The sequence below is a fragment of the Streptomyces fulvorobeus genome (genome assembly GCF_013167895.1).
Taxonomy (GTDB): domain Bacteria; phylum Actinomycetota; class Actinomycetes; order Streptomycetales; family Streptomycetaceae; genus Streptomyces; species Streptomyces fulvorobeus.
In genome coordinates, this window is record NZ_BLWC01000001.1 from 5,547,146 (window position 1) to 5,566,821 (window position 19,676).

At 72.4% G+C, this 19,676-nt stretch carries 14 protein-coding genes and 1 pseudogene; 8 read left to right on the forward strand and 7 right to left on the reverse strand.

The window, feature by feature from the left end; translation table 11 throughout:
* Positions 1–263: 263 nt before the first annotated feature.
* The 6 genes from Sfulv_RS24885 (at position 264) to Sfulv_RS24910 (ending at position 9,096) form a co-directional block, all read left to right on the forward strand.
* Positions 264–1,766 carry an aldehyde dehydrogenase family protein gene (locus Sfulv_RS24885; RefSeq protein WP_173316726.1) on the forward strand — a complete coding sequence of 501 codons (1,503 nt, stop codon included), beginning with the start codon at positions 264–266 and terminating at the stop codon, positions 1,764–1,766.
* A 68-nt stretch (positions 1,767–1,834) separates the two neighbouring features.
* A complete protein-coding gene (locus tag Sfulv_RS24890) occupies positions 1,835–3,400 on the forward strand; it encodes a GMC family oxidoreductase (RefSeq protein WP_173316727.1) in 1,566 nt (521 codons plus the stop codon).
* A complete protein-coding gene (locus Sfulv_RS24895) occupies positions 3,397–4,458 on the forward strand; it encodes a quaternary amine ABC transporter ATP-binding protein (protein WP_173316728.1) in 1,062 nt (353 codons plus the stop codon). Before Sfulv_RS24890 ends, Sfulv_RS24895 begins: the two co-directional genes overlap by 4 nt.
* Positions 4,458–6,440, forward strand: coding sequence for an ABC transporter permease (locus Sfulv_RS24900; RefSeq protein ID WP_173316729.1), 1,983 nt, complete (start codon positions 4,458–4,460; stop codon positions 6,438–6,440). Before Sfulv_RS24895 ends, Sfulv_RS24900 begins: the two co-directional genes overlap by 1 nt.
* A gap of 1 nt (position 6,441) precedes the next feature.
* Positions 6,442–7,425: an ABC transporter substrate-binding protein gene (locus Sfulv_RS24905; protein WP_173316730.1), complete on the forward strand. Its 984-nt coding sequence runs from the start codon at positions 6,442–6,444 to the stop codon at positions 7,423–7,425.
* Positions 7,426–8,190: 765 nt separating this feature from the next.
* Positions 8,191–9,096, forward strand: a complete 906-nt coding sequence (locus tag Sfulv_RS24910; RefSeq protein WP_173316731.1) for a S1 family peptidase — start codon at positions 8,191–8,193, stop codon at positions 9,094–9,096.
* A gap of 85 nt (positions 9,097–9,181) precedes the next feature.
* On the opposite strand, the gene Sfulv_RS24915 is transcribed toward Sfulv_RS24910, so the two are convergent.
* Complete coding sequence (locus Sfulv_RS24915; RefSeq protein ID WP_173316732.1) at positions 9,182–10,579, reverse strand: cytochrome P450; 1,398 nt, start codon at positions 10,577–10,579, stop codon at positions 9,182–9,184.
* A gap of 184 nt (positions 10,580–10,763) precedes the next feature.
* The gene (locus tag Sfulv_RS24920) at positions 10,764–12,548 is read right to left on the reverse strand and encodes an ABC transporter ATP-binding protein (protein ID WP_173316733.1); all 1,785 of its coding nucleotides are present in this window, start codon (positions 12,546–12,548) and stop codon (positions 10,764–10,766) included.
* 122 nt (positions 12,549–12,670) lie between these two features.
* On the opposite strand from Sfulv_RS24920, the pseudogene Sfulv_RS24925 reads away from it, so the two are divergent.
* Positions 12,671–13,362: pseudogene (locus Sfulv_RS24925) on the forward strand (ThuA domain-containing protein).
* A 78-nt stretch (positions 13,363–13,440) separates the two neighbouring features.
* Here Sfulv_RS24925 and xylB read toward each other — a convergent pair.
* A complete protein-coding gene (gene xylB, locus Sfulv_RS24930; RefSeq protein WP_173316734.1) occupies positions 13,441–14,922 on the reverse strand; it encodes a xylulokinase in 1,482 nt (493 codons plus the stop codon).
* A 266-nt stretch (positions 14,923–15,188) separates the two neighbouring features.
* On the opposite strand from xylB, the gene xylA reads away from it, so the two are divergent.
* Positions 15,189–16,358, forward strand: a complete 1,170-nt coding sequence (gene xylA, locus Sfulv_RS24935) for a xylose isomerase (RefSeq protein ID WP_173316735.1) — start codon at positions 15,189–15,191, stop codon at positions 16,356–16,358.
* A 113-nt stretch (positions 16,359–16,471) separates the two neighbouring features.
* Here xylA and Sfulv_RS24940 read toward each other — a convergent pair whose 3' ends face one another.
* The 4 genes from Sfulv_RS24940 to Sfulv_RS24955 all read right to left on the reverse strand — a co-directional run bounded on the left by Sfulv_RS24940 (position 16,472) and on the right by Sfulv_RS24955 (position 19,584).
* The gene (locus Sfulv_RS24940) at positions 16,472–16,909 is read right to left on the reverse strand and encodes a protein-tyrosine phosphatase family protein (RefSeq protein ID WP_173316736.1); all 438 of its coding nucleotides are present in this window, start codon (positions 16,907–16,909) and stop codon (positions 16,472–16,474) included.
* Entirely contained in the window at positions 16,906–18,162 is a 1,257-nt protein-coding gene (locus Sfulv_RS24945) for an ROK family protein (RefSeq protein WP_173316737.1), read from the reverse strand. Before Sfulv_RS24945 ends, Sfulv_RS24940 begins: the two co-directional genes overlap by 4 nt.
* Before the next feature lie 115 nt (positions 18,163–18,277).
* A complete protein-coding gene (locus Sfulv_RS24950; RefSeq protein WP_173316738.1) occupies positions 18,278–18,931 on the reverse strand; it encodes a DUF305 domain-containing protein in 654 nt (217 codons plus the stop codon).
* Positions 18,928–19,584: a thioredoxin-like domain-containing protein gene (locus Sfulv_RS24955; RefSeq protein WP_173316739.1), complete on the reverse strand. Its 657-nt coding sequence runs from the start codon at positions 19,582–19,584 to the stop codon at positions 18,928–18,930. The genes Sfulv_RS24950 and Sfulv_RS24955 overlap by 4 nt, the downstream gene beginning before the upstream one ends.
* Positions 19,585–19,676 lie beyond the last annotated feature (92 nt).

Sequence of the window (19,676 nt, forward strand, 5' to 3'; positions counted from 1 at the left end):
AGCCGCCTGCCCGCTCGCGCGTCCGGCCACCGCCACGGCCCGCCGGCCTCCCCGACCAGGGACGCCCGGCGGGCCGTGGCGTTTCCCGGGCGAGGGAGGAGCGCGGAGTGAGTCACATCACGCAGAGTGAGATTCTTGGCATACATAGCGCCGGACCGGGGAGGGGCCCAGGCCGCTGGTGCGCCCGGATCGTGGCCGCCCGCGCACGCGCTCCCCGGCCGATCCGGCGGGAAGCATCTCGGCAGGGAAGGCAGACACAGGACATGGCGGCGCTCGACACCATCCACATCGACGGCAGGTGGCAGGCCGCCGCCTCAGGGGCGACCCGCGAGATCATCGACCCCGCCGACGCCACCGTCCTCGCCCTCGTCGCCGAGGGCGGCACCGAGGACACGGACCGGGCGGTCGCCGCCGCGCGCCGCGCCTTCGACGACGGCCCCTGGCCCCACCGCGCGGTCGCCGACCGCGCCGGGCTGCTGCGCCGCGTCGCGGACCTCCTCCAGCGCGACCGCGAGGAGATCGCCCTCGTCGAGAGCCGCGACACCGGCAAGACCCTCGAAGAGGGGCGCGTGGACGTCGACGACGTGACCAACGCCTTCCGCTACTTCGCCGACCTCGTGATGAACGAGAGCGGCGGCCGGGTCGTCGACGCGGGCGACCCCGACGTCCACAGCATCGTCGTGCACGAGCCGGTGGGCGTCTGCGCGCTGATCGCCCCGTGGAACTACCCCCTCCTCCAGGCCAGCTGGAAGATCGCCCCCGCCCTCGCCGCGGGCAACACCTTCGTGCTCAAGCCCAGCGAGGTCACCCCGCTGTCCACCGTCCACCTGATCCGGCTGCTGTCCGAGGCCGGGCTGCCGGACGGCACGGCCAACCTCGTCACCGGTGCCGGCGACCCGGTGGGCGCCCGGCTCTCCGAACACCCCGACGTCGACCTGGTCTCCTTCACCGGCGGACTCGCCAGCGGTACGAAGGTGGCGCAGGCCGCCGCCCCCACCGTCAAGAAGGTCGCCCTGGAGCTCGGCGGCAAGAACCCCAACGTCGTCTTCGCCGACGCCTGCGCCACCGAGGCCGGCTTCGACACCGCCGTGGACCAGGCGCTGAACGCCGCGTTCTTCCACAGCGGGCAGGTCTGCTCCGCCGGGGCCCGGCTCATCATCGAGGAGTCCGTCCGCGAACGCTTCGTCACCGAGCTGGCCCGCCGCGCCGACGCCATCAGGCTCGGCCGCGGAACCGAGGACGGCGTCGAATGCGGACCGCTCGTCTCCGCCCAGCAGCTCGCCAAGGTCGAGGCGTACGTCGCCTCCGCGCGCGAGGAGGGCGCGGTCGTCCGCTCCGGCGGCGCCCGCCCCGAACCCTCCCCGGTACGGCCCGCGAGCGGCTACTTCTACCGGCCGACCGTCCTGGACGGCTGCCACCGCGGGATGAAGGTGGTCCGCGAGGAGACCTTCGGCCCGATCCTCACCGTCGAGACCTTCCGTACCGAGGAAGAGGCCGTCACCCTGGCCAACGACACCGACTACGGCCTGGCGGGCGCCGTCTGGACCACCGACGCGGGCCGCGCCCGCCGGGTCGCGGGACGGCTGCGGCACGGCACCGTCTGGATCAACGACTACCACCCGTACCTCCCGCAGGCCGAGTGGGGCGGGTTCGGCAAGTCGGGGACAGGCCGCGAACTCGGTCCCACCGGACTCGCCGAGTACCGCGAGTCCAAGCACATCTACCAGAACCTCAACCCGCGCCCCCAGCGCTGGTTCGCCGGCTGAGCGATCCGCCGATCCCCTGTTCGCGGCAGCCCGTACACGCACGAACCTTGCAGAAGGAGCAGTGACCGATGCCCCCGACCCCCCGCACGGCCGAGCCCGGACCGGTCGACTACCTGATCGTCGGAGGCGGTACGGCCGGCTCGGTCATCGCCTCCCGGCTCACGGAGAACCCCGGTGTCACCGTCACCGTGATCGAGGGCGGTCCCACCGACGTCGGCCGCGACGACGTGCTGACCCTGCGGCGCTGGCTCGGACTGCTCGGCGGCGAGCTGGACTACGACTACCCGACGACCGAACAGCCGCGCGGCAACTCCCACATCCGCCACAGCCGCGCCCGGGTGCTCGGCGGCTGCTCCTCGCACAACACGCTGATCAGCTTCAAGCCGCTGCCCGGCGACTGGGACGAGTGGGCCGATGCGGGCGCCGACGGCTGGGACGCGGCGGCCATGGACCCCTACTTCGCCCGGCTGCGCAACCACATCGTGCCGGTGGACGAGAAGGACAGGAACGCCATCGCCCGTGACTTCGTCGACGCCGCACAGGCCGCCGCCGGAGTCCCGCGCGTCGAGGGCTTCAACAGGAAGCCGTTCCACGAGGGCGTCGGCTTCTTCGACCTCGCCTACCACCCGCAGGACAACAAGCGCTCCTCCGCCTCCGTCGCCTACCTCCACCCGCACATCGAGGCCGGCGACCGCCCCAACCTCTCGATCATGCTGGAGACCTGGGCCCACCGGCTGGAGTTCGACGGCAACCGCGCCACCGGGGTGCGCGTGCGCACCCAGGAGGGCGAGGAGCTCCTGCTGCGGGCCACCCGCGAAGTGATCGTCTGCGCGGGCGCGGTGGACACCCCCCGGCTGCTGATGCACTCCGGCATCGGTCCGAAGCGGGACCTGGAGGCGCTCGGCATCCCGGTCGTCCACGACCTGCCGGGCGTCGGCGAGAACCTGCTCGACCACCCGGAGTCCGTCATCGTCTGGGAGACCGAGGGCCCCATCCCGGAGAACTCCGCGATGGACTCCGACGCGGGCCTCTTCGTCCGGCGCGACCCCCGCTCACCGGGCCCGGACCTGATGTTCCACTTCTACCAGATCCCCTTCACCGACCACCCGGAACGCCTCGGCTACGAGCGCCCCGAACACGGTGTGTCGATGACGCCCAACATCCCCAAGCCGCGCAGCCGGGGCCGCCTCTTCCTCACCAGCGCCGACCCCGAGGTCAAACCGGCCCTGGACTTCCGCTACTTCACCGACGAGGACGACTACGACGGCCGCACACTGGTCGACGGGATCAAGCTCGCCCGCGAGATAGCGAAGACCGAACCGCTCGCGCACTGGCTCAAGCGCGAGGTGTGCCCCGGGCCGGAGATCACCTCCGACGAGGACATCAGCGCCTACGCCCGCAAGGTCGCGCACACCGTCTACCATCCGGCGGGCACCTGCCGGATGGGTGCGGCCGACGACCCGGCGGCCGTCGTCGATCCCCAACTGCGCGTGCGAGGGCTGGAATCCCTCCGGATCGCCGACGCCTCCGTCTTCCCCACGATGCCCGCCGTCAATCCGATGATCGGCGTCCTCATGGTCGGCGAGAAATGCGCGGAACTGCTCGGTCCGGCCACTGGAGGCGATGTCCGATGACCGCGACCGATACCCCCGTCTTCGCCGTGGGGAACCTCTGGAAGGTCTTCGGCCCCAAGGCCGACCGCGTCCCCGGCGGTGAACACGCCGAGCTCTCCCCGGCCGAACTGCGCGAACGCACCGGCTGCACCGCCGCCGTACGGGACGTCTCCTTCGACGTGCGCAAGGGTGAGGTCTTCGTCGTCATGGGCCTGTCGGGCTCCGGCAAGTCCACCCTCGTACGCTGCCTGACCCGCCTGATCGAGCCCACCAGCGGCACCCTGGCCATCGACGGCGAGGACGTGCTCGCCATGGACCGCACACGCCTGCGTGAGCTCCGCCGCCACCGCGCGGCCATGGTCTTCCAGCACTTCGGACTGCTGCCGCACCGCACCGTCCTGGACAACGTCGCCTACGGCCTGGAGATCCAGGGCCTGGGCAGGGCCGAGCGGCGGCGCAGGGCGGCCGGGCTGGTGGAGAAGGTCGGGCTCGCCGGCCTTGAGGGCCGCCGACCCTCCCAGCTCTCCGGCGGTCAGCAGCAACGCGTCGGCCTGGCCCGCGCACTCGCCGTCGACCCGTCCGTACTGCTCTTCGACGAACCCTTCAGCGCTCTCGACCCCCTGACCCGCCGGGAGATGCAGGACGAGGTCGTCCGGCTGCACCGCGAGGAGGGCCGGACCATGGTCTTCGTCACCCACGACCTCAGCGAGGCGCTGCGCCTGGGCACCCGTATCGCGCTCATGCGTGACGGCGGCATCGTCCAGCTCGGCACCCCCGAGGAGATCGTCGGATCGCCCGCCGACGACTACGTACGCGCATTCGTCCGCGACGTCCCGCGCGAACAGGTCCTCACCGTCGCCGGCGCGATGCGGCCGCCGGCCGCGGGCGAGGGTGAGCGAGGTCCCGCGGTCCGCCCCGACGCCACCGTCTCCGAGGCCATCGAAGCCGTCGCCCGCTCCGGCGGCCCGGCGGCCCGCGTCATGGACAACGGCAGGCTCGTCGGAGTCGTCGACCACGCCTGCCTGCTCGGGGTCGTCGCCGGGACACAGGCCGCCAACCCCCGCGAGGTGGCCGCCTGATGGCCACCGCCCACGCCGCCACCCCCGGCGTCGCGGGGCCGCCGGGCCGCCGTCCGCTCCTGACGCTGCTCCGCCGGCCCACCGCCGTGAAGCTGCTGGCGCTCGCCCTGATCGCCGCCGTCGCGGTACCGGTGGTGCACGCCCGCTGGTCCGGCGCGCCCTGGCCCGGCGCGCTGACCGTCGATCTGACGGCCCCCCTCGGCGAGGTCAACGACTGGATCATCGCCAACCGCGACAGCCACCCCCTGTTCCTGTACTTCCTCGGCCACCTCAGCAACGCCGTCGTGCTCTCCGTGCGCGGTGTCTACCTGCTGCTGCTCGCCCTCGGCTGGGCCGGCGTCACCGCGGTCGCCGCCGTCATGGCCTGGCGGGCCGCCGGCTCGCGGCTCGCCCTCACCGCCGCGGTCTCCTTCGTCGTATGCGGTCTGCTCGGCATGTGGGTGCCGACCATGCAGACGCTCGCCCTGATGGTCGTCGCCGTCCTCGCGTCCGTGGCGCTCGGCGTGCTCCTCGGCCTCGCGGCCGGACTCTCGGACCGTACGTTCCGCGCACTGCGCCCCGTACTGGACACCATGCAGGTGCTCCCCGCCTTCGCCTACCTGCTGCCCGTCGCACTGGTCTTCGGCATCGGGGTGCCCGGCGCGGTCCTCGCGACCGTCGTCTACGCGGCTCCGCCGATGGCACGGCTCACCGCACTCGGACTGCGCGGCGCCGACCCGGGCGTCATGGAGGCCGTCAGCTCGCTCGGTGCGACCGGCAGGCAGCGGCTGCTCACGGCCAGGCTGCCGCTCGCCCGCAAGGAGCTGCTGCTCGGCCTCAACCAGACGATCATGATGGCCCTGTCGATGGCCGTCATCGCCTCCGTGATCGGCGCCGGCGGCCTGGGTGACCGCGTCTACCAGGCACTGTCCTCCGTCGACGTCGGTGCCGCACTCGCCGCGGGCATCCCGATCGTGCTGCTCGCCGTCGTCCTGGACCGTACGACCGAGGCCGCGGGCCGGCGCGTCGGAGCGGAGCCCACCGGCCCCGCCGTCCTGCGCGGAGCACGCGGCTGGGGCCTGGCCGCCGTGATCGTGGCGGCCGTCGTCGTCGTGGGACGGTTCACGGGCGGCCGGATCTGGCCCGAGGGCGCGATCGTGGCCGTCGCGGGACCGGTCAACACCGCCAAGGAGTGGATGGTCGACCACCTCTACACCGGGGTACCGGTCATCGGCGGCACCGCCGACTGGGCCGCCCACTTCACCAACTGGATACTCAACCCGCTGCGCAGCGGGTTGCAGGGACTGCCCTGGTGGTCGGTGCTGCTGATCGTCGCCGCTCTCGCCTGGACCATCGGCACCTGGCGCACGGCGCTCACCGCCGTACTCGCCCTGGCCGCCATCGGCGTCCTCGGCGTCTGGGAACCCTCCATGGACACCCTGAGCCAGGTCGTCGCCGCCGTGGCCGTCACCCTGGTCATCGGCTTCGCCACCGCGGTCGGCGCCGCCCGGAGCGAACGGTTCGAACGCCTGCTGCGCCCGGTCCTCGACGTCTTCCAGACCATGCCGCAGTTCGTCTACCTCATCCCGGTCGTCGCCCTCTTCGGTGTCGGCCGCGCCCCCGCCGCGGCAGCCGCGGTCGTGTACGCGCTCCCGGCCGTCATCCGCATCACCACCCAGGGACTCCGGGGCGTCGACCCCGCCGCCATGGAGTGCGCCCGCTCGCTGGGCGCCACCCGGGGTCAGCAGCTGCGCCAGGTCCAGCTGCCCCTGGCCAGGCCCGCGCTGCTCCTCGCCGTCAACCAGGGAGTCGTCCTGGTCCTCGCCGTGGTCATCATCGGCGCGCTCGTCGGCTCCGGCGGGCTCGGATACCTCGTCGTGCTCGGCCTCGCCCAGGGCGACCTGGCCACCGGCCTCGTCGCGGGCGCCGCCATCGTCTGTCTGGGGCTGATGCTGGACCGGGTCACCCAGCCCACCACGCGCACCGCGCGGAAGGAGAGCTGACATGGCGCGTACGCCGATCCGCACCCGTCCCCGGGTGCTCGCTGCCGCTTCGTCGGCCGTGGTCCTGCTCGCCGTCACCGGCTGCGGCGCGGCGGACATGACGCGGCAGACCTCGCCGTTCGCCGCCCCGGCCGGCATCAGGACCGTCACCCTGTCCGTACAGTCCTGGGTCGGCGCGCAGGCCAACGTGGCCGTCGCCCGGAAGCTGCTGGAGGACGAACTCGGCTACCGCGTCGACCTCGTCCAGACCGACGAGATCCCCGCCTGGGACGCGTTGAGCCAGGGAAGGGTCGACGCGATCCTGGAGGACTGGGGCCACCCCGACCAGGAGAAGCTGTACGTCGAGGAGAAGAAGACCATCGTCTCCGCCGGCGACCTGGGCGTCACCGGCCACATCGGCTGGTACGTACCGAAGTACTGGGCGGACGAGCACCCCGATGTCACGGACTGGCGGAACCTCGACGACCACGCCGACGAACTGCGCACCCCGGAGAGCGGGGACAAGGGCCAGCTCATGGACGGTTCACCGTCCTACGTCACCAACGACACCGCCCTGGTGAAGAACCTGGACCTGGACTACAAGGTGGTCTTCGCGGGCTCCGAGGCCGCCCAGATCACCCAGATCCAGCAGTTCGCCAAGGAGAAGAAGCCCTTCCTGAGCTACTGGTACCAGCCCCAGTGGCTGTTCAACGAGGTGCCGATGGTCGAGGTGAAGCTGCCCGAGTACACCGAGGCGTGCGGAGCCAAGGCCCCGGAGGACATCGACTGCGCCTACCCGAGGACTCCCCTTCAGAAGTACCTCAACGCCGACTTCTCCCAGCGCGGCGGCGAGGCGGCGGACTTCCTGAAGAAGTTCAACTGGACCGAGGACGCGCAGAACGAGGTGTCCAGGATGATCGCTTCGGAGAATCTCACTCCGCAGGAGGCGGCCGGGCGCTGGATCGGCAAGAACCCGCAGGTGTGGAAGAAGTGGCTCAGTGACTAGGGCGCTGTCCCGGTCAGGCCGAGGGGATTCGCCCTGCCCGGATGCGAGTCCGTGAGGAGCGCGTTCGTACCGGAGCGCCCGCGAAGGCGTCGAACCGGACACCGGCAACGCTGCGGTAAGCCGGGCAATGTGGCCCATACGGCCGTGGCCGGGCGACTGCCGCCGGGGGGCGTTTCCGGCCGGGACGCCCTGAAGGCGCTCCGGTCCTGCGGCCGTCCCGGAGCCGGACGCGGAGGACGAGCGCACAGTCGGCCCGGCCTTCCCTGATACGCCACAAGATATTCCGGAATGATCCACTGAATCTTCACGAATCAGCCACGTTCCCGGACGCGCTCACCGCCCGGACGCGCCCCCTCGATATCGGCGCGACTCTGAACAGCGAAACCTTTGTTCTCCATGAAGGGTCACCGTGCATGCCCCGGCGCTGTCACGGGTGGCGCGTTTCCCTCTGGTGCGTGACACGTGGGCCGTCAGCACGATCAGCACGGCAGGAGCCCGGCGAAGCTGAGAGATCGTCATGTCCTCGTCCGGCCGCCGCATTCCGCGCCAGGGCTGACAAGAGCGCCATCCTGCCAACCGCGTCCCGTGCCGCGGCCCTTCACCAGAGTGTCCGAAAGGCGAACTTGTTGGCGGGGGATGGCTACATCCAAGCTTCAACCATCGTTGTGGCGGTCCCGAGGCGTCCCACACGCCGCAGGGGACCGCCGCCGACGTGACCTGGGGCCCGGACACCGAACGGGCCCAGGACCTGTCATCGGAGGACGCATGAAGGTCAAGACGTTTCTGTCTTCGGGCTCTGTCACCCGGAAAGTCCGCGCCGCCACCGTCGTCGCCAGCCTCGCGACCGTGTCCGCGCTCGTGGTCCCCACCGCCACGGCATCTCCGGCACCCGCGGACACCAAGGCCACCGTCGCCCAACTCGCACAGGCCGGCGACGCCGTGCTCAGTGCCGACGTCGGTGGCACGGCCTGGTTCACCGACAAGGCGTCGGGCAAGGTCGTCGTCACAGCCGACAGCACGGTGTCGGCGGCGGAGATCAACAGAATAAAGAAGGCGGCCGGCGACCAGACCGGGAGACTGGAGATCAAGCGCACGCCAGGCAAGTTCAGCCGCCTGATCGCCGGTGGTGAGGCCATCACCTCGTCCGGCGTCCGCTGCTCCCTCGGCTTCAACGTCGTCAACTCGGCGCGTCAGTACTTCGCGCTCACCGCGGGCCACTGCACCACCGGCCGGCCCAGCTGGAGCATCGGTACGGCGGTGCCGGGACAGACCGTCTTCCCGAACTACGACCACGGGGTCATCCAGCACTCCAACCCCGCCGCCGCCGACGGCCGCGTGTACCTGTACAACGGCACCTACCGCGACATCATCAACGCCGGCAGCCCCACCGTCGGCCAGCGCATCGAGCGCTCCGGCAGCACCACCGGCTACCGCACCGGTTCCGTCACCGGCCTGAACGCCACCGTCAACTACGGCAACGGCCAACTGGTCTACAACACGATCCAGACCAACGCCTGCGCCCAGCCCGGCGACAGCGGCGGCCCGCTCTTCGCGGGCAACACCGCGTACGGCCTGCTCTCCGGCGGCAGCGGCAACTGCACCTCCGGCGGCACCACGTTCTTCGAGCCGGTCACCCGGCCGCTGAGCCTGTACGGCCTCAGCGTCTTCTAGGACACGCTGTCCTGAAGGGGACGCCTGCGTGACTCCCACGGGCCCGTACCCTCCGACCGGCGGGTACGGGCCCCTCGCCGCGTCCTCAGCGCGCTCGCACCGTCGCCGTCACATCCCGGTCCGGCTGGAGCGTCAGCGACGGTACGTGGCCGATGTCGCCCGGGTCCACGTCCAGATCGAACCGGCGCGCCAGCACCGCCAGGACCAGGACGGCCTCCACCATCGCGAACCGCGTACCGAGGCACACCCTGGGGCCGCCCCCGAACGGGAACCACGCGTACTCCGCGATCTCGTCGCCGTCCACGGGGTCCCAGCGCTCGGGCCGGAACGTCTCGGGATCCGGGAACCAGCGCGGGTCGCGCTGGGTGGACCACTGGCTGGTCCACACCCGGGTGCCCTCGGGCATCGGTACACCGCCGATCCGCGCGCCTTCCCCGGCCACCCCGGTGACCAGCCAGATCGTCGGGTACAGGCGCAGTGTCTCCTTCACCACCGACTGGGTCCGGGTCAGCCGCGCGTAGTCGTCGAAGCCGGGTTCGCGCTCACCCAGCACCCGGTCCAGCTCCTCCGTGAGGGCCGCGCGCGCCCGCGGGCTGCGGGAGAGCAGGTACCAGGCCCACACCAGCGTCGAACTGGTCGTCTCGTGACCGCCGATGTAGAGGGTGACCGTCTCGTCGCGGATCTCCTCGTCGGTGAGGTGCGCGCCGGTCTCGTCGACCGCGGTGAGCAGCCGGCTCAGCAGATCGGGGCGCTCCCCGTCACCGTCGCGGTGGCGGGCCACGACCCGGGCCACCTCGGCGTCGATGACGGCGGCGGCCTTCCTGATCCGGCGCCGGCCCGGTGTCGGCACCCAGTCGGGGAGGACCGCACCGATACCGCTGAACTCCTTGCCGATCTCCTGCTGCGCGACGTCCATCGCCCGGCCCATCGCGTCCGCGTCGGCCGGGGTGTCCACACCGAAGATCGTGCGGACCGCGATCCGCTGTGTCAGCGCCGCCATCTCCCGTCTGACGTCCACGCGCGCACCGTCCGCCCAGGTGTCGGCCAGCTCCACCGCGCACGCGGCCATCGTCGAGGCGTACGACTTCACCTGCCTGGGCCGCACGGACGGCTGGACCAGCGAACGCTTGCGCCGCCAGTCCGCCCCCCACGCCACCACCACGCCGTTGCCCATCACCGTACGGAACGCGATCCCCAACGCGGGCTGGGCGAAGGTGCGTTCCGTCTCGGTGAGCAGCTCGCCTATGCAGGCCGGGTCGGAGAGGAACACGCAGGGGTTACGGCCGAAGCGCCAGCTCACCATGTCCCCGTGACCGCGCAGCTGCTCGAAGAAGGCGAGGGGGTCCTTCGCGAACCGGGGCAGATTCCCCAGGAGCGGCCACCCTGAGGGACCCGGTACGAGGGTGTGGACGCGCGGCCCGGCGACAGCAGCCGTGCCGCTGTCCCCGCCCGTACCCGTATCCGTATCCCTGTCCCTGGACATGAAAAGGACTCCGCTCCCTGGTGGCGCACCGAAGCCGGCACGCGGTGACCCGGCCCTCATCGAAACACGACGGGGGAGCGCTCCGGCAGGGGGTACGTACGGCATGGCCGGAACCGTCATCAGCCGTGCGGAGCGGCTGAGCCGGCGGGTGTGACCGTGCCCGGCGCGCGGATCGGGCGCGGCCCTACGCCGACTGCTTCGACTGGAGCCCCGCGTACACCCCGCCCCGTCCCACCAGTTCCTCGTGCGTGCCGATCTCGGCGATCCGCCCGTGCTCCATGGCCACGATCCGGTCGGCCGCCCGGATCGTGGAGAGCCGGTGGGCGACCACGAACACCGTGCGGCCGTGCACCAGCCGCGCCAGGGCCTCTTGGACCTGCGCCTCCGAGCGGGTGTCCAGGGCGGAGGTCGCCTCGTCCAGGATCAGCACCCGGGGGTTGCGGATCAGGGCGCGGGCGATGGCGAGCCGCTGCTTCTGCCCGCCCGACAGCCTCGCCCCGCGCTCACCGACCACCGTGTGGATGCCGTCGGGCAGACTCTCCACGAACTCCAGGGCGTTGGCGTCCCGCAGGGCGTCCCGGACGGTCCGCTCGTCCGCGTCCCCCATCCCGTAGGTGACGTTGTCCCGGATACTGCCCTCGAACAGGATCGACTCCTGCGGCACGACCGAGAGGAACTGCCGGTAGCTGCGCAGATCCAGTGTCGCCATGTCCGTGCCGTCGAGGACGATCCGCCCCGTGGTGGGGCGGATGAAGCCGATGAGGAGGTTCAGGACCGTCGACTTGCCCGCTCCCGAGGCGCCGACGAGGGCGACCGTCTCACCGGGGCGCGCGGAGAGCGTGAAGTCCTCGACCGCGGCGCCGCCCGCCCCCTCGTACGCGAAGCCGACCCCCTCGAAGTCGATCCGCCCCTCGACGCGCTCGACGAGGTCCTTGCCCGCGTTGTTCTCCAGATCCGGCGCCTCAAGCACCTCGCCGGCCGAGCGGACCGACTCCAGCCCCTTGCTGATGACGGGGGCCAGGCTCAGCAGGGTGGACATCGAGCCGGTGAGCGTGGTGAAGAAGGCGCTCAGCATGACGACGTCACCCGCGGTGATCGGGAGCCAGCCGTGGTACGCGACGAGCGCCGAGCCCGCCAGACAGGCCACGCCGAGCGAGTTCAGCAGAATCCAGGCGAGTGCCCCGAACCGCCCGTTGAGCAGGTCGAGCCGCACTCCGGCCAGGAACACCTGACGCAGCGAGCCGTCGACCCGCCCGAGCGCGGCATGCTCCAGGCCGTGCGCCCGGGTGATGGGGATGAGGCTGGTCATCTCGCTCACCCGGGCGGAGAACTGTTCCACCTCCTGGCGGAAGGACTCGTTGTGGCTGCGCAGCCGGGAGCGCAGCTTCATGACGAGGAGGGCGGCGGCCGGGACGACCACCAGGAAGACGGGGAGGAAGGAGGGCACGCGGAACGCGATGACGCTGAGCCCGCCGATGAGCGTGATGACGGCTGCCAGTCCCATGTCGGACGCCTGCTGCGTCATCTGCTCCACGGTCTCCACGTCCCGGACCACCTTGGCCTGGAGCACGCCCGCGCTGGTCCGGGTGTGATAGCCGATGGAGAGCTGCTGGAGGCGGCGGCAGAGCGCGTCACGGAGCGCTGTGCCCATGCGCCGCGTGCTGCCGTACAGACAGCGGACGTACAGCAGGTGCATGGGGTAGTTGAGTACGAGGATGACGAGGAGCGCTCCCGCGTTCAGCCACAACTCCCGCTCGGGGCGGTGCTGGACGACCACGTCGATGATGTTCGCCGTGATCAGCGGGAGCAGCCAGACAGGGCTGTGCTTGACGACGAAGGCGGCCACGCCGACGGCCAGGCGCCGCCGGTCGGGCCGCAGCAGATAGCCCAGTGTGCGGATCGGATGCTCGCCCCGGTAGCGGTGGTCGAGCGCGGACGGCTGCCGTGGCGGAGGGAGCGGTTGCTGCATGGGACAAGCCAATGCGCGCCCGTGGGCGAGTGCAACCCCCTTTCCCGGTGCCCGTACGCGCCGAGGACCCCGCACGGCACATCATGGAAGGCCGCAGACCGCCCACCTCCCCCGGAGTACGTATGCCCTCCCGCAGCCTCCCCGCAGTGCTGGTCTACACCCGGACCACCGACTATCGGCACGACTCGATCCCCGACGGTGTCGCCGCGTTCCAGGAGCTCGGCGCGGAGCACGGCATCACCGTGCACGCCACCGAGGACCCTCGCGTCTTCGAGGACGGGCTCGGCCCGTACGCCGCCGTGGTGTTCCTCTCCACCAGCGGCGACGTCCTGACCCCGCCGGACGCGCCGGACTGCGGGCGCACTGTGCCGCGGGCGGCGGCTTCATGGGGGTGCACGCGGCGGCCTGCACGGAGTACGACTGGCCGTTCTACGGCGCGCTCCTGGGGGCCAGGTTCGCCCGCCACCCCGAGCTCCAGCCCGGTACCGTGCGGGTCGAGGACCACGACCACCCCGCTACCGGCCACCTGGGCGCCACCTGGGAACTCACCGACGAGTGGTACGACTTCCGCGCCAGCCCGCGGGGCTCCGTGCGCGTCCTCGCCGGCGCCGACGAGTCCAGCTACACGGGCGGTAGCATGGGCGCCGACCACCCCCTCGTCTGGACCCACGAACACGGAGGCGCCGCCGTCTTCTACACGGCGCTCGGCCACACCGGCGACATGTTCCGCGATCCGGACTTCCGCACCCACCTGCTCGGCGGCCTGCGCCACGTGACGGGGCACCACGGCGAAGGGCCCGAAGACGGGCGATGAGCCCCCTCGGGGCGGTGGCGGCCTGCCACCCGGGACCGGCGACCGCGCGGTGAACCCGAGCCGGTTCACCGCCCGGTCTCATCCTCCGAACATCGGCCCCGCGGCCCGCTCCAGCGCCGTGCCCACCCGCTCCCAGGTATCCACGTCCCTTTCCACAGGCGGGAGTTGACGGTCGTCCGCCGGGTTGTTCCAGGAGGCCGCCACGGCCACGGGGTCGCCGCCGCCCGCCGCCGAGGCGGCGAGCGCCGCCGCGCCGCGGGCGACCAGTTCACCACCGGCCGGCACGACCAGGGGCCGACCGGAGAGGCGGCGCACGGTCTCCACCCAGGTGCGGCCCCCGGCCCCGCCGCCGATCAGCCGCAGCGGGCGGGCGGCGACGGCGGGATCGGCCGGGTCGAGCCCGCACGCCCGCAGCAGCTCGTCCAGGGCGCGCAGCACGGTGAAGGCCGCGCCCTCGTAGGCGGCGCCCAGTAGTTGCTGCGGGGTGGTGTCGTGCCGCAACCCGGTGAGCAGGCCGGACGCCAGCGGCAGATCGGGGGTGCGCTCGCCGTCCAGGTACGGCAGCAGGACGGCCTCGCCGCCGGGTGCCGTGTCCTCGCGGTGCAGGCCCAGCAGGGCGGCCACCCTGTCGACGGCGAGCGTGCAGTTGAGGGTGCAGGCCAGCGGAAGGTACGTACCGTCCGCCGCGGCGAAGCCGGAGAGGGCCGCCGACACGGGCCGGGTGCGGGACGCGGCGAACACCGTCCCGGAGGTGCCCAGGCTGAGCACCGGATGGTCCAGCAGACCGGCCCCGCCAAGACCGAGGCCCACGGCGGCGCTCATGTTGTCGCCGGTGCCCGCGGCGACGGCGATCCCGGCCGGCAGGCCGATGGCTGCCGCTGCGGCGGCGGTCAGGGAACCGGTCCGGGTCGCCCCGGTGGCGGCCACCTCAGGCAGCAGGGCCCCGTCCAGGCCGAGGAGGGCGAGCAGTTCGGGGTCGTAGCCGCCGGTCGCCGTGGAGTACCAGCCGGTGCCCGAGGCGTCGCCGGGGTCGGTGAACGCGGTGCCGGTGAGCCGTTCGGTCAGGAAGTCGTGGGGCAGGCGGACGGCGGCGGCGGCCGCGGCCGCGCCGGGGTCGTTCTCGCGAAGCCACTGCCACTTCGTCGCGGTGAGGGAGGCGACCGGTACGGAGCCGGTGCGCGCGGTCCAGGCGTCGGGGCCGCCCAGCGCCGCGGTGAGCGCGGTGGCCTGCGGGGCGGACCGGGTGTCGTTCCACAGCATCGCCGGACGCAGGGGCCGGCCGGCGCGGTCGAGCACGACGAGGCCGTGCTGCTGCCCGGCGACGGCGATACCGGTGACGGCGGACGCGCTGACCCCGGACTCCTCGATCCCCGCGGCCACCGCCAGGGACAGGGCCTGCCACCAGGTCTCGGGGTCGCTCTCGCGGGCCCCGCCCTCCCCGGTGACCGTGTGCGGGGCGCGGCCGACGGCGAGCAGCTCGCCGGTCACGGCGTCGGTCACCGCCGCCTTGGTGGACTGGGTGGAGCTGTCCACGCCGATGACGACGCTGCGCGGCGGCATGGGCTACCTCTTCTCGCCTGGGAAACAGTGCCGGGTCCTGCGAAACGGTGCTGGCACCGGGTGCGCGGAACGGCGCACGCCGGTATTTGACCGTGCCGAAAACAAATTACGTGATCGTCGCGGGCCCGACCAGGGGTGAATCGGGTTTTCCGGGGGTGGGGGGTTACGTCACAGGGGTGCCCCGTGCATGATTAGTCATGACAGTGAACAAATAGGGTCCGCAGTGCTCGGCACCGGACCCGACAGCACTCGAAGGCGGCCAGACGATGACGGAACGCTTCACGCCCACACCGGAGGACAAGTTCAGCTTCGGTCTGTGGACGGTGGGCTGGCAGGGGCGCGACCCGTTCGGTGACGCCACCCGCGCGGCGCTCGACCCGGTCGAGTCCGTGCGGCGGCTCGCCGAGCTCGGCGCGTACGGAGTCACCTTCCACGACGACGACCTGATCCCGTTCGGCTCCACGGACGCCGAGCGGGAGGGGCTCGTCAAGCGGTTCCGGCAGGCGCTGGACGCCGGCGGACTCGTGGTGCCGATGGCCACGACGAACCTCTTCACCCACCCGGTCTTCAAGGACGGGGCCTTCACCGCCAACGACCGGGACGTACGCCGGTTCGCGCTCCGCAAGACCCTCCGCAACATCGATCTCGCGGTCGAGCTCGGCGCCACCACCTACGTGGCGTGGGGCGGCCGCGAGGGCTCCGAGTCCGGCGCCGCGAAGGACGTCCGGGTCGCGCTCGACCGGATGAAGGAGGCGTTCGACCTGCTGGGCGACTACGTCACCGAGCAGGGCTACGACCTGCGCTTCGCCATCGAGCCCAAGCCGAACGAGCCGCGCGGCGACATCCTCCTGCCGACCATCGGCCACGCCCTCGCCTTCATCGAGCGCCTGGAGCGCCCGGAGCTCGTCGGCGTCAACCCGGAGACCGGGCACGAGCAGATGGCCGGGCTCAACTTCCCGCACGGCATCGCCCAGGCGATGTGGGCCGGGAAGCTCTTCCACATCGACCTCAACGGCCAGTCCGGCATCAAGTACGACCAGGACCTGCGCTTCGGCGCCGGTGACCTGCGCCAGGCGTTCTGGCTGGTCGACCTGTTGGAGCGCGGTGGCTACGAAGGGCCGCGCCACTTCGACTTCAAGCCGCCGCGGACCGAGGACTACACGGGGGTGTGGGCCTCGGCCGAGGGCTGCATGCGCAACTACCTGATCCTCAAGGAGCGGGCCGCCGCCTTCCGCGCCGACCCGGCCGTGCAGGAGGCGCTGCGCGCCTCCCGTCTGGACGAGCTGGCCCTGCCCACCGCCGAGGACGGGGTCGCGGGACTGCTCGCCGACCGTTCGGCGTACGAGGAGTTCGACATCACGACGGCCGCCGAGCGCGGGATGGCGTTCGAGGTACTGGACCAGCTGGCGATGGACCACCTGCTCGGGGTGCGCTGACCCGGGGCCGCACCCGGCCCGGGCGCGGCCCCGGGCGGGCGCGGCGGGCGCGGCGGCGAAGCGGCGGCTTCCCCGCCGCGCCCGCCCGGGGCCGCGCCCCTCGCTCTCCGCGTTCAGACGAGGGCGCCGAAGCGCCGTACGAACCGATGCTGCCACGGGGTCTCCACAGCACGGTGGTGGTAGCCCCGGCGCACGAACTCCACGGCCCGGTCCGCCGGGACGCCGTCCAGCACCGCCAGGCACGCCAGAGCCGTCCCCGTACGCCCGATGCCTCCGCCGCAGGCGACCTCCACCCGGTCAGCCGCCGCCCGCGCCAGCGCCTCGCCGAACACCTCCCGGGCCCGCGCCCGGTCCGCGGGGAGCCGGAAGTCGGGCCAGCGCACCCACCGCGACTCCCAGGCGACGGGCTCCGGCTCCTTGCCCAGCAGATACACCCCGAACGTGGGCGCGGTCCCGGCGGGCAGCGGACGGCGCAGCCCCCGCCCCCGCACCAGCAGGCCCGAAGGCAGGGTCAGCACGCCGGCGTCGGCGGGTCCCCAGCTTCCGTTCATCGCGCCACCTCCGGCTCGTTCCGCCCGGCGTACGCCACGGGGTCGGCCAGCACATCCTGCATGACCAGGGCCGCCGCGCCACGCGCCGCGTCCCCCGCGACGGAGGAGGCGCGCAGCCGCCCGCTCCCGGCGGACCAGAGGCCGGAGACCACCCGGTCGGTCAGTTCCTCGTCGGCCGGGGGCGCGAGCCACGGCATCAGGCCGCGGTAGATGCCACCGAGCACCACCGCCTCCGGGTCGATCAGGTTCACCGCGCCCGACAGCACCCTGCCGAGCATGCGACCGGCCTCCGCCACCGCCCCCACCGCCCGCGCGTCGCCCGCCCGCGCACGCCGCTCCAGCTCGGCCACCGGACCGGTCGCGCCCTCGTCGATGCCCGCCGCCCGCAGCAGCGCGGCCTGACCCGCGTACTGCTCCAGGCAGCCCCGGGAACCGCAACGGCACTGCGGACCCGCCGGGTCCACCACCACATGGCCGATCTCCCCGGCGAAACCGTGGGCCCCACGCAGCAGTTCACCGTCGAGCACCAGGGCCCCGCCGACCCCGATCTCACCCGTCAGGTAGAGAAAACTGCGCGCCTTGTCCAGGCCGCCGAACCACAGCTCGGCCAGTGCCGCGAGATTGGCCTCGTTCTCCGAGCTCACCGGCAGCACGGACCGGCCGGGCCGCAGCCCGGCGAGCGCGCCGGCGAACAGCTCCTCGGCCGGCACCTGGTTCCACCCGAGGTTGGGCGCCTGGCGCACCGAACCACCGGACACCAGGCCCGGCAGCGCGAGCGCGGCCCCGACCGGACGCAGCTCCTGCTCGGCCGCCGATTCCAGGGTGCGGGCGGCGATGCCCGCCGCCCTGGCCAGGACCTCACCGGGCGGTGCGCCGCGGTTGTCGAGGTGCTCGGTCTGGCGGACCCGCCCCGTACCCGCGAGGTCCACGACGCACACCGAGACGTAGTCGATGTTGATCTCGACGCCGAGGCCGGCCGGGCCCGTGCGCGCCACCTTCAGGGCGGTGCCGGGACGCCCGGCCTGCCCGCTGAACGTCTTGCCCGACTCGGTGAGGAAACCGCTGTCGATGAGCTGCTCGACCAGCGAGGACACGGCGGCCCGGGTCAGCCCCACCCGCCCGGCCACTCCGGCCCTCGTCGCCTCCCCGGCCTCGCCCTCGTCCCGGACGGCCCGCAGCACGAGGCTCAGGTTGTGGCGTCGCACGGTGTCCTTGTCCGCCTTGGGCCCCAGGGGCGCGAGGTTGCTCTTCATATAGTCGTCGACCCTATCCCGCGGCAGGCCGCCCCAGGCCGCCGAACGGTGCGGAGGGCCGCCCCGCCCGCCCGGCGTACCGGGTGGGCGGGGCACCCCCGCGGTCTGGCGCTCCTCAGACGGTCGCGCCGCGCCGCGTGAGCATGTCCGCCATGAGCCCGATCTCCGACCGCTGGCCGCGGACCATGCCCGCCGCCAGGTTCCCGATCTCCTTCGTGACCGCCGAACCGGCCGCCGCCCGCGCCATCTCGGCGCCCGCCCGGTGGTGGACGGTCATCAGCCGCAGGTAGAGGATCTCGGCCGCCGGGCCCTTGGCCCCGCGCAGCTCGTCCAGTTCCGCGTCGGTCGCCATCCCCGGCATCAGCGAGCCGTCGCCGGTGGGCGTGACGGCGTGCCCCATCCACTCCATCGGCGGCCGCTCGGAACTCTTCGGCCTGCCCCACGTCTCCAGCCAGCCGAGCATCATGCCGCGCTGGTTGGCCTGGGTGTTGATGATGTCGTACGCGAGCCGGCGTACGTCCTCGTCGTCCGTGCGGTCCCGAACGATGAAGGACATCTCCACCGCCTGCTGGTGGTGGATCGACATGTCACGGGCGAACCCCACGTCGGCCGAGTCCTCCGCGGGCGCGGCCGACGATGAGGTGCCCGCCGGCGACGGGGCCGCCGAGGACGGCTGCCCGATCGTGAGCACCACCAGCCCCAGTGCGAGCAGGAACACCACGGCGCCCGCCAGGACCAGCGGGCGGGGGAGACGTACGGCGGAGGTCACTTGTCCAGTCCGCCCGAGCAGGCGGCGCCCGGCTCGGGCGTCTGCGGACCCTGGACGTACTTGGTGAAGAACTGCGCGACCCGGGGGTCCGTGGCGCTCTTGACCGTGACCTGCTTGCCCCAGGCGCTGAGGATCAGCGGGTCCTTCTGGTCAGCCACGGGGCTCATCAGGGAGTACGGGGTGGACGAGACGCGATTGCCGAGCGCCTTGACGTCGGCGTCCTTGGCCTTGTCGTTGTACGTGACCCAGACCGCGCCGTGCTCCAGGGAGTGGACCGCGTTCTCCTTCGGTATCTCCGCGGTGTAGACGTCGGCGTCGCAGTTCATCCAGACCTGGTTGTGGTCGCCGCCGACGGGCGGGTTCATCGGGTAGTCGACCTTCTCGCTGACGTGGTTCTGCTTCAGCTTGTCCCAGGTCCGTTCGCCCGTGACCGGGGAGGTCTTGGCCTGCTCCTCGGCCTTGTCCTTGTCGTCGGCGACGGACATCAGATACGCGCCCCCGGCGACCAGGGCGGCGACGACGGCGACGGAGGCGCTGATGGTGATGGCGCGGACACGCCGCTCGCGGGCCCGCTCCTTGCGGCGGGCCTCGTCGAGCTTGGCCCGGCGGGCGGTGGCGGGGGTGTTCGGGTTCTTGTTCTTGGCGGAAGCCATGGCAGGTCCTCGGGTGTGCAACGGGACGCAGGCGCGGGCGTGCGCGCTGCGCGGGGGAAGGGATGAGGGGAGGCAGGTGCCTCCGGGGCCTT

What these genes read in the sequence shown, in the direction of transcription:
- Sfulv_RS24885 (WP_173316726.1), top strand. Translation starts at nt 264, where the DNA reads ATGGCGGCGCTCGACACCATCCACATCGACGGCAGGTGGCAGGCCGCC.
- Sfulv_RS24890 (WP_173316727.1), top strand. Translation starts at nt 1,835, where the DNA reads ATGCCCCCGACCCCCCGCACGGCCGAGCCCGGACCGGTCGACTACCTG.
- Sfulv_RS24895 (WP_173316728.1), top strand. Translation starts at nt 3,397, where the DNA reads ATGACCGCGACCGATACCCCCGTCTTCGCCGTGGGGAACCTCTGGAAG.
- Sfulv_RS24900 (WP_173316729.1), top strand. Translation starts at nt 4,458, where the DNA reads ATGGCCACCGCCCACGCCGCCACCCCCGGCGTCGCGGGGCCGCCGGGC.
- Sfulv_RS24905 (WP_173316730.1), top strand. Translation starts at nt 6,442, where the DNA reads ATGGCGCGTACGCCGATCCGCACCCGTCCCCGGGTGCTCGCTGCCGCT.
- Sfulv_RS24910 (WP_173316731.1), top strand. Translation starts at nt 8,191, where the DNA reads ATGAAGGTCAAGACGTTTCTGTCTTCGGGCTCTGTCACCCGGAAAGTC.
- Sfulv_RS24915 (WP_173316732.1), bottom strand. Translation starts at nt 10,579, where the DNA reads ATGTCCAGGGACAGGGATACGGATACGGGTACGGGCGGGGACAGCGGC.
- Sfulv_RS24920 (WP_173316733.1), bottom strand. Translation starts at nt 12,548, where the DNA reads ATGCAGCAACCGCTCCCTCCGCCACGGCAGCCGTCCGCGCTCGACCAC.
- xylB (WP_173316734.1), bottom strand. Translation starts at nt 14,922, where the DNA reads ATGCCGCCGCGCAGCGTCGTCATCGGCGTGGACAGCTCCACCCAGTCC.
- xylA (WP_173316735.1), top strand. Translation starts at nt 15,189, where the DNA reads ATGACGGAACGCTTCACGCCCACACCGGAGGACAAGTTCAGCTTCGGT.
- Sfulv_RS24940 (WP_173316736.1), bottom strand. Translation starts at nt 16,909, where the DNA reads ATGAACGGAAGCTGGGGACCCGCCGACGCCGGCGTGCTGACCCTGCCT.
- Sfulv_RS24945 (WP_173316737.1), bottom strand. Translation starts at nt 18,162, where the DNA reads ATGAAGAGCAACCTCGCGCCCCTGGGGCCCAAGGCGGACAAGGACACC.
- Sfulv_RS24955 (WP_173316739.1), bottom strand. Translation starts at nt 19,584, where the DNA reads ATGGCTTCCGCCAAGAACAAGAACCCGAACACCCCCGCCACCGCCCGC.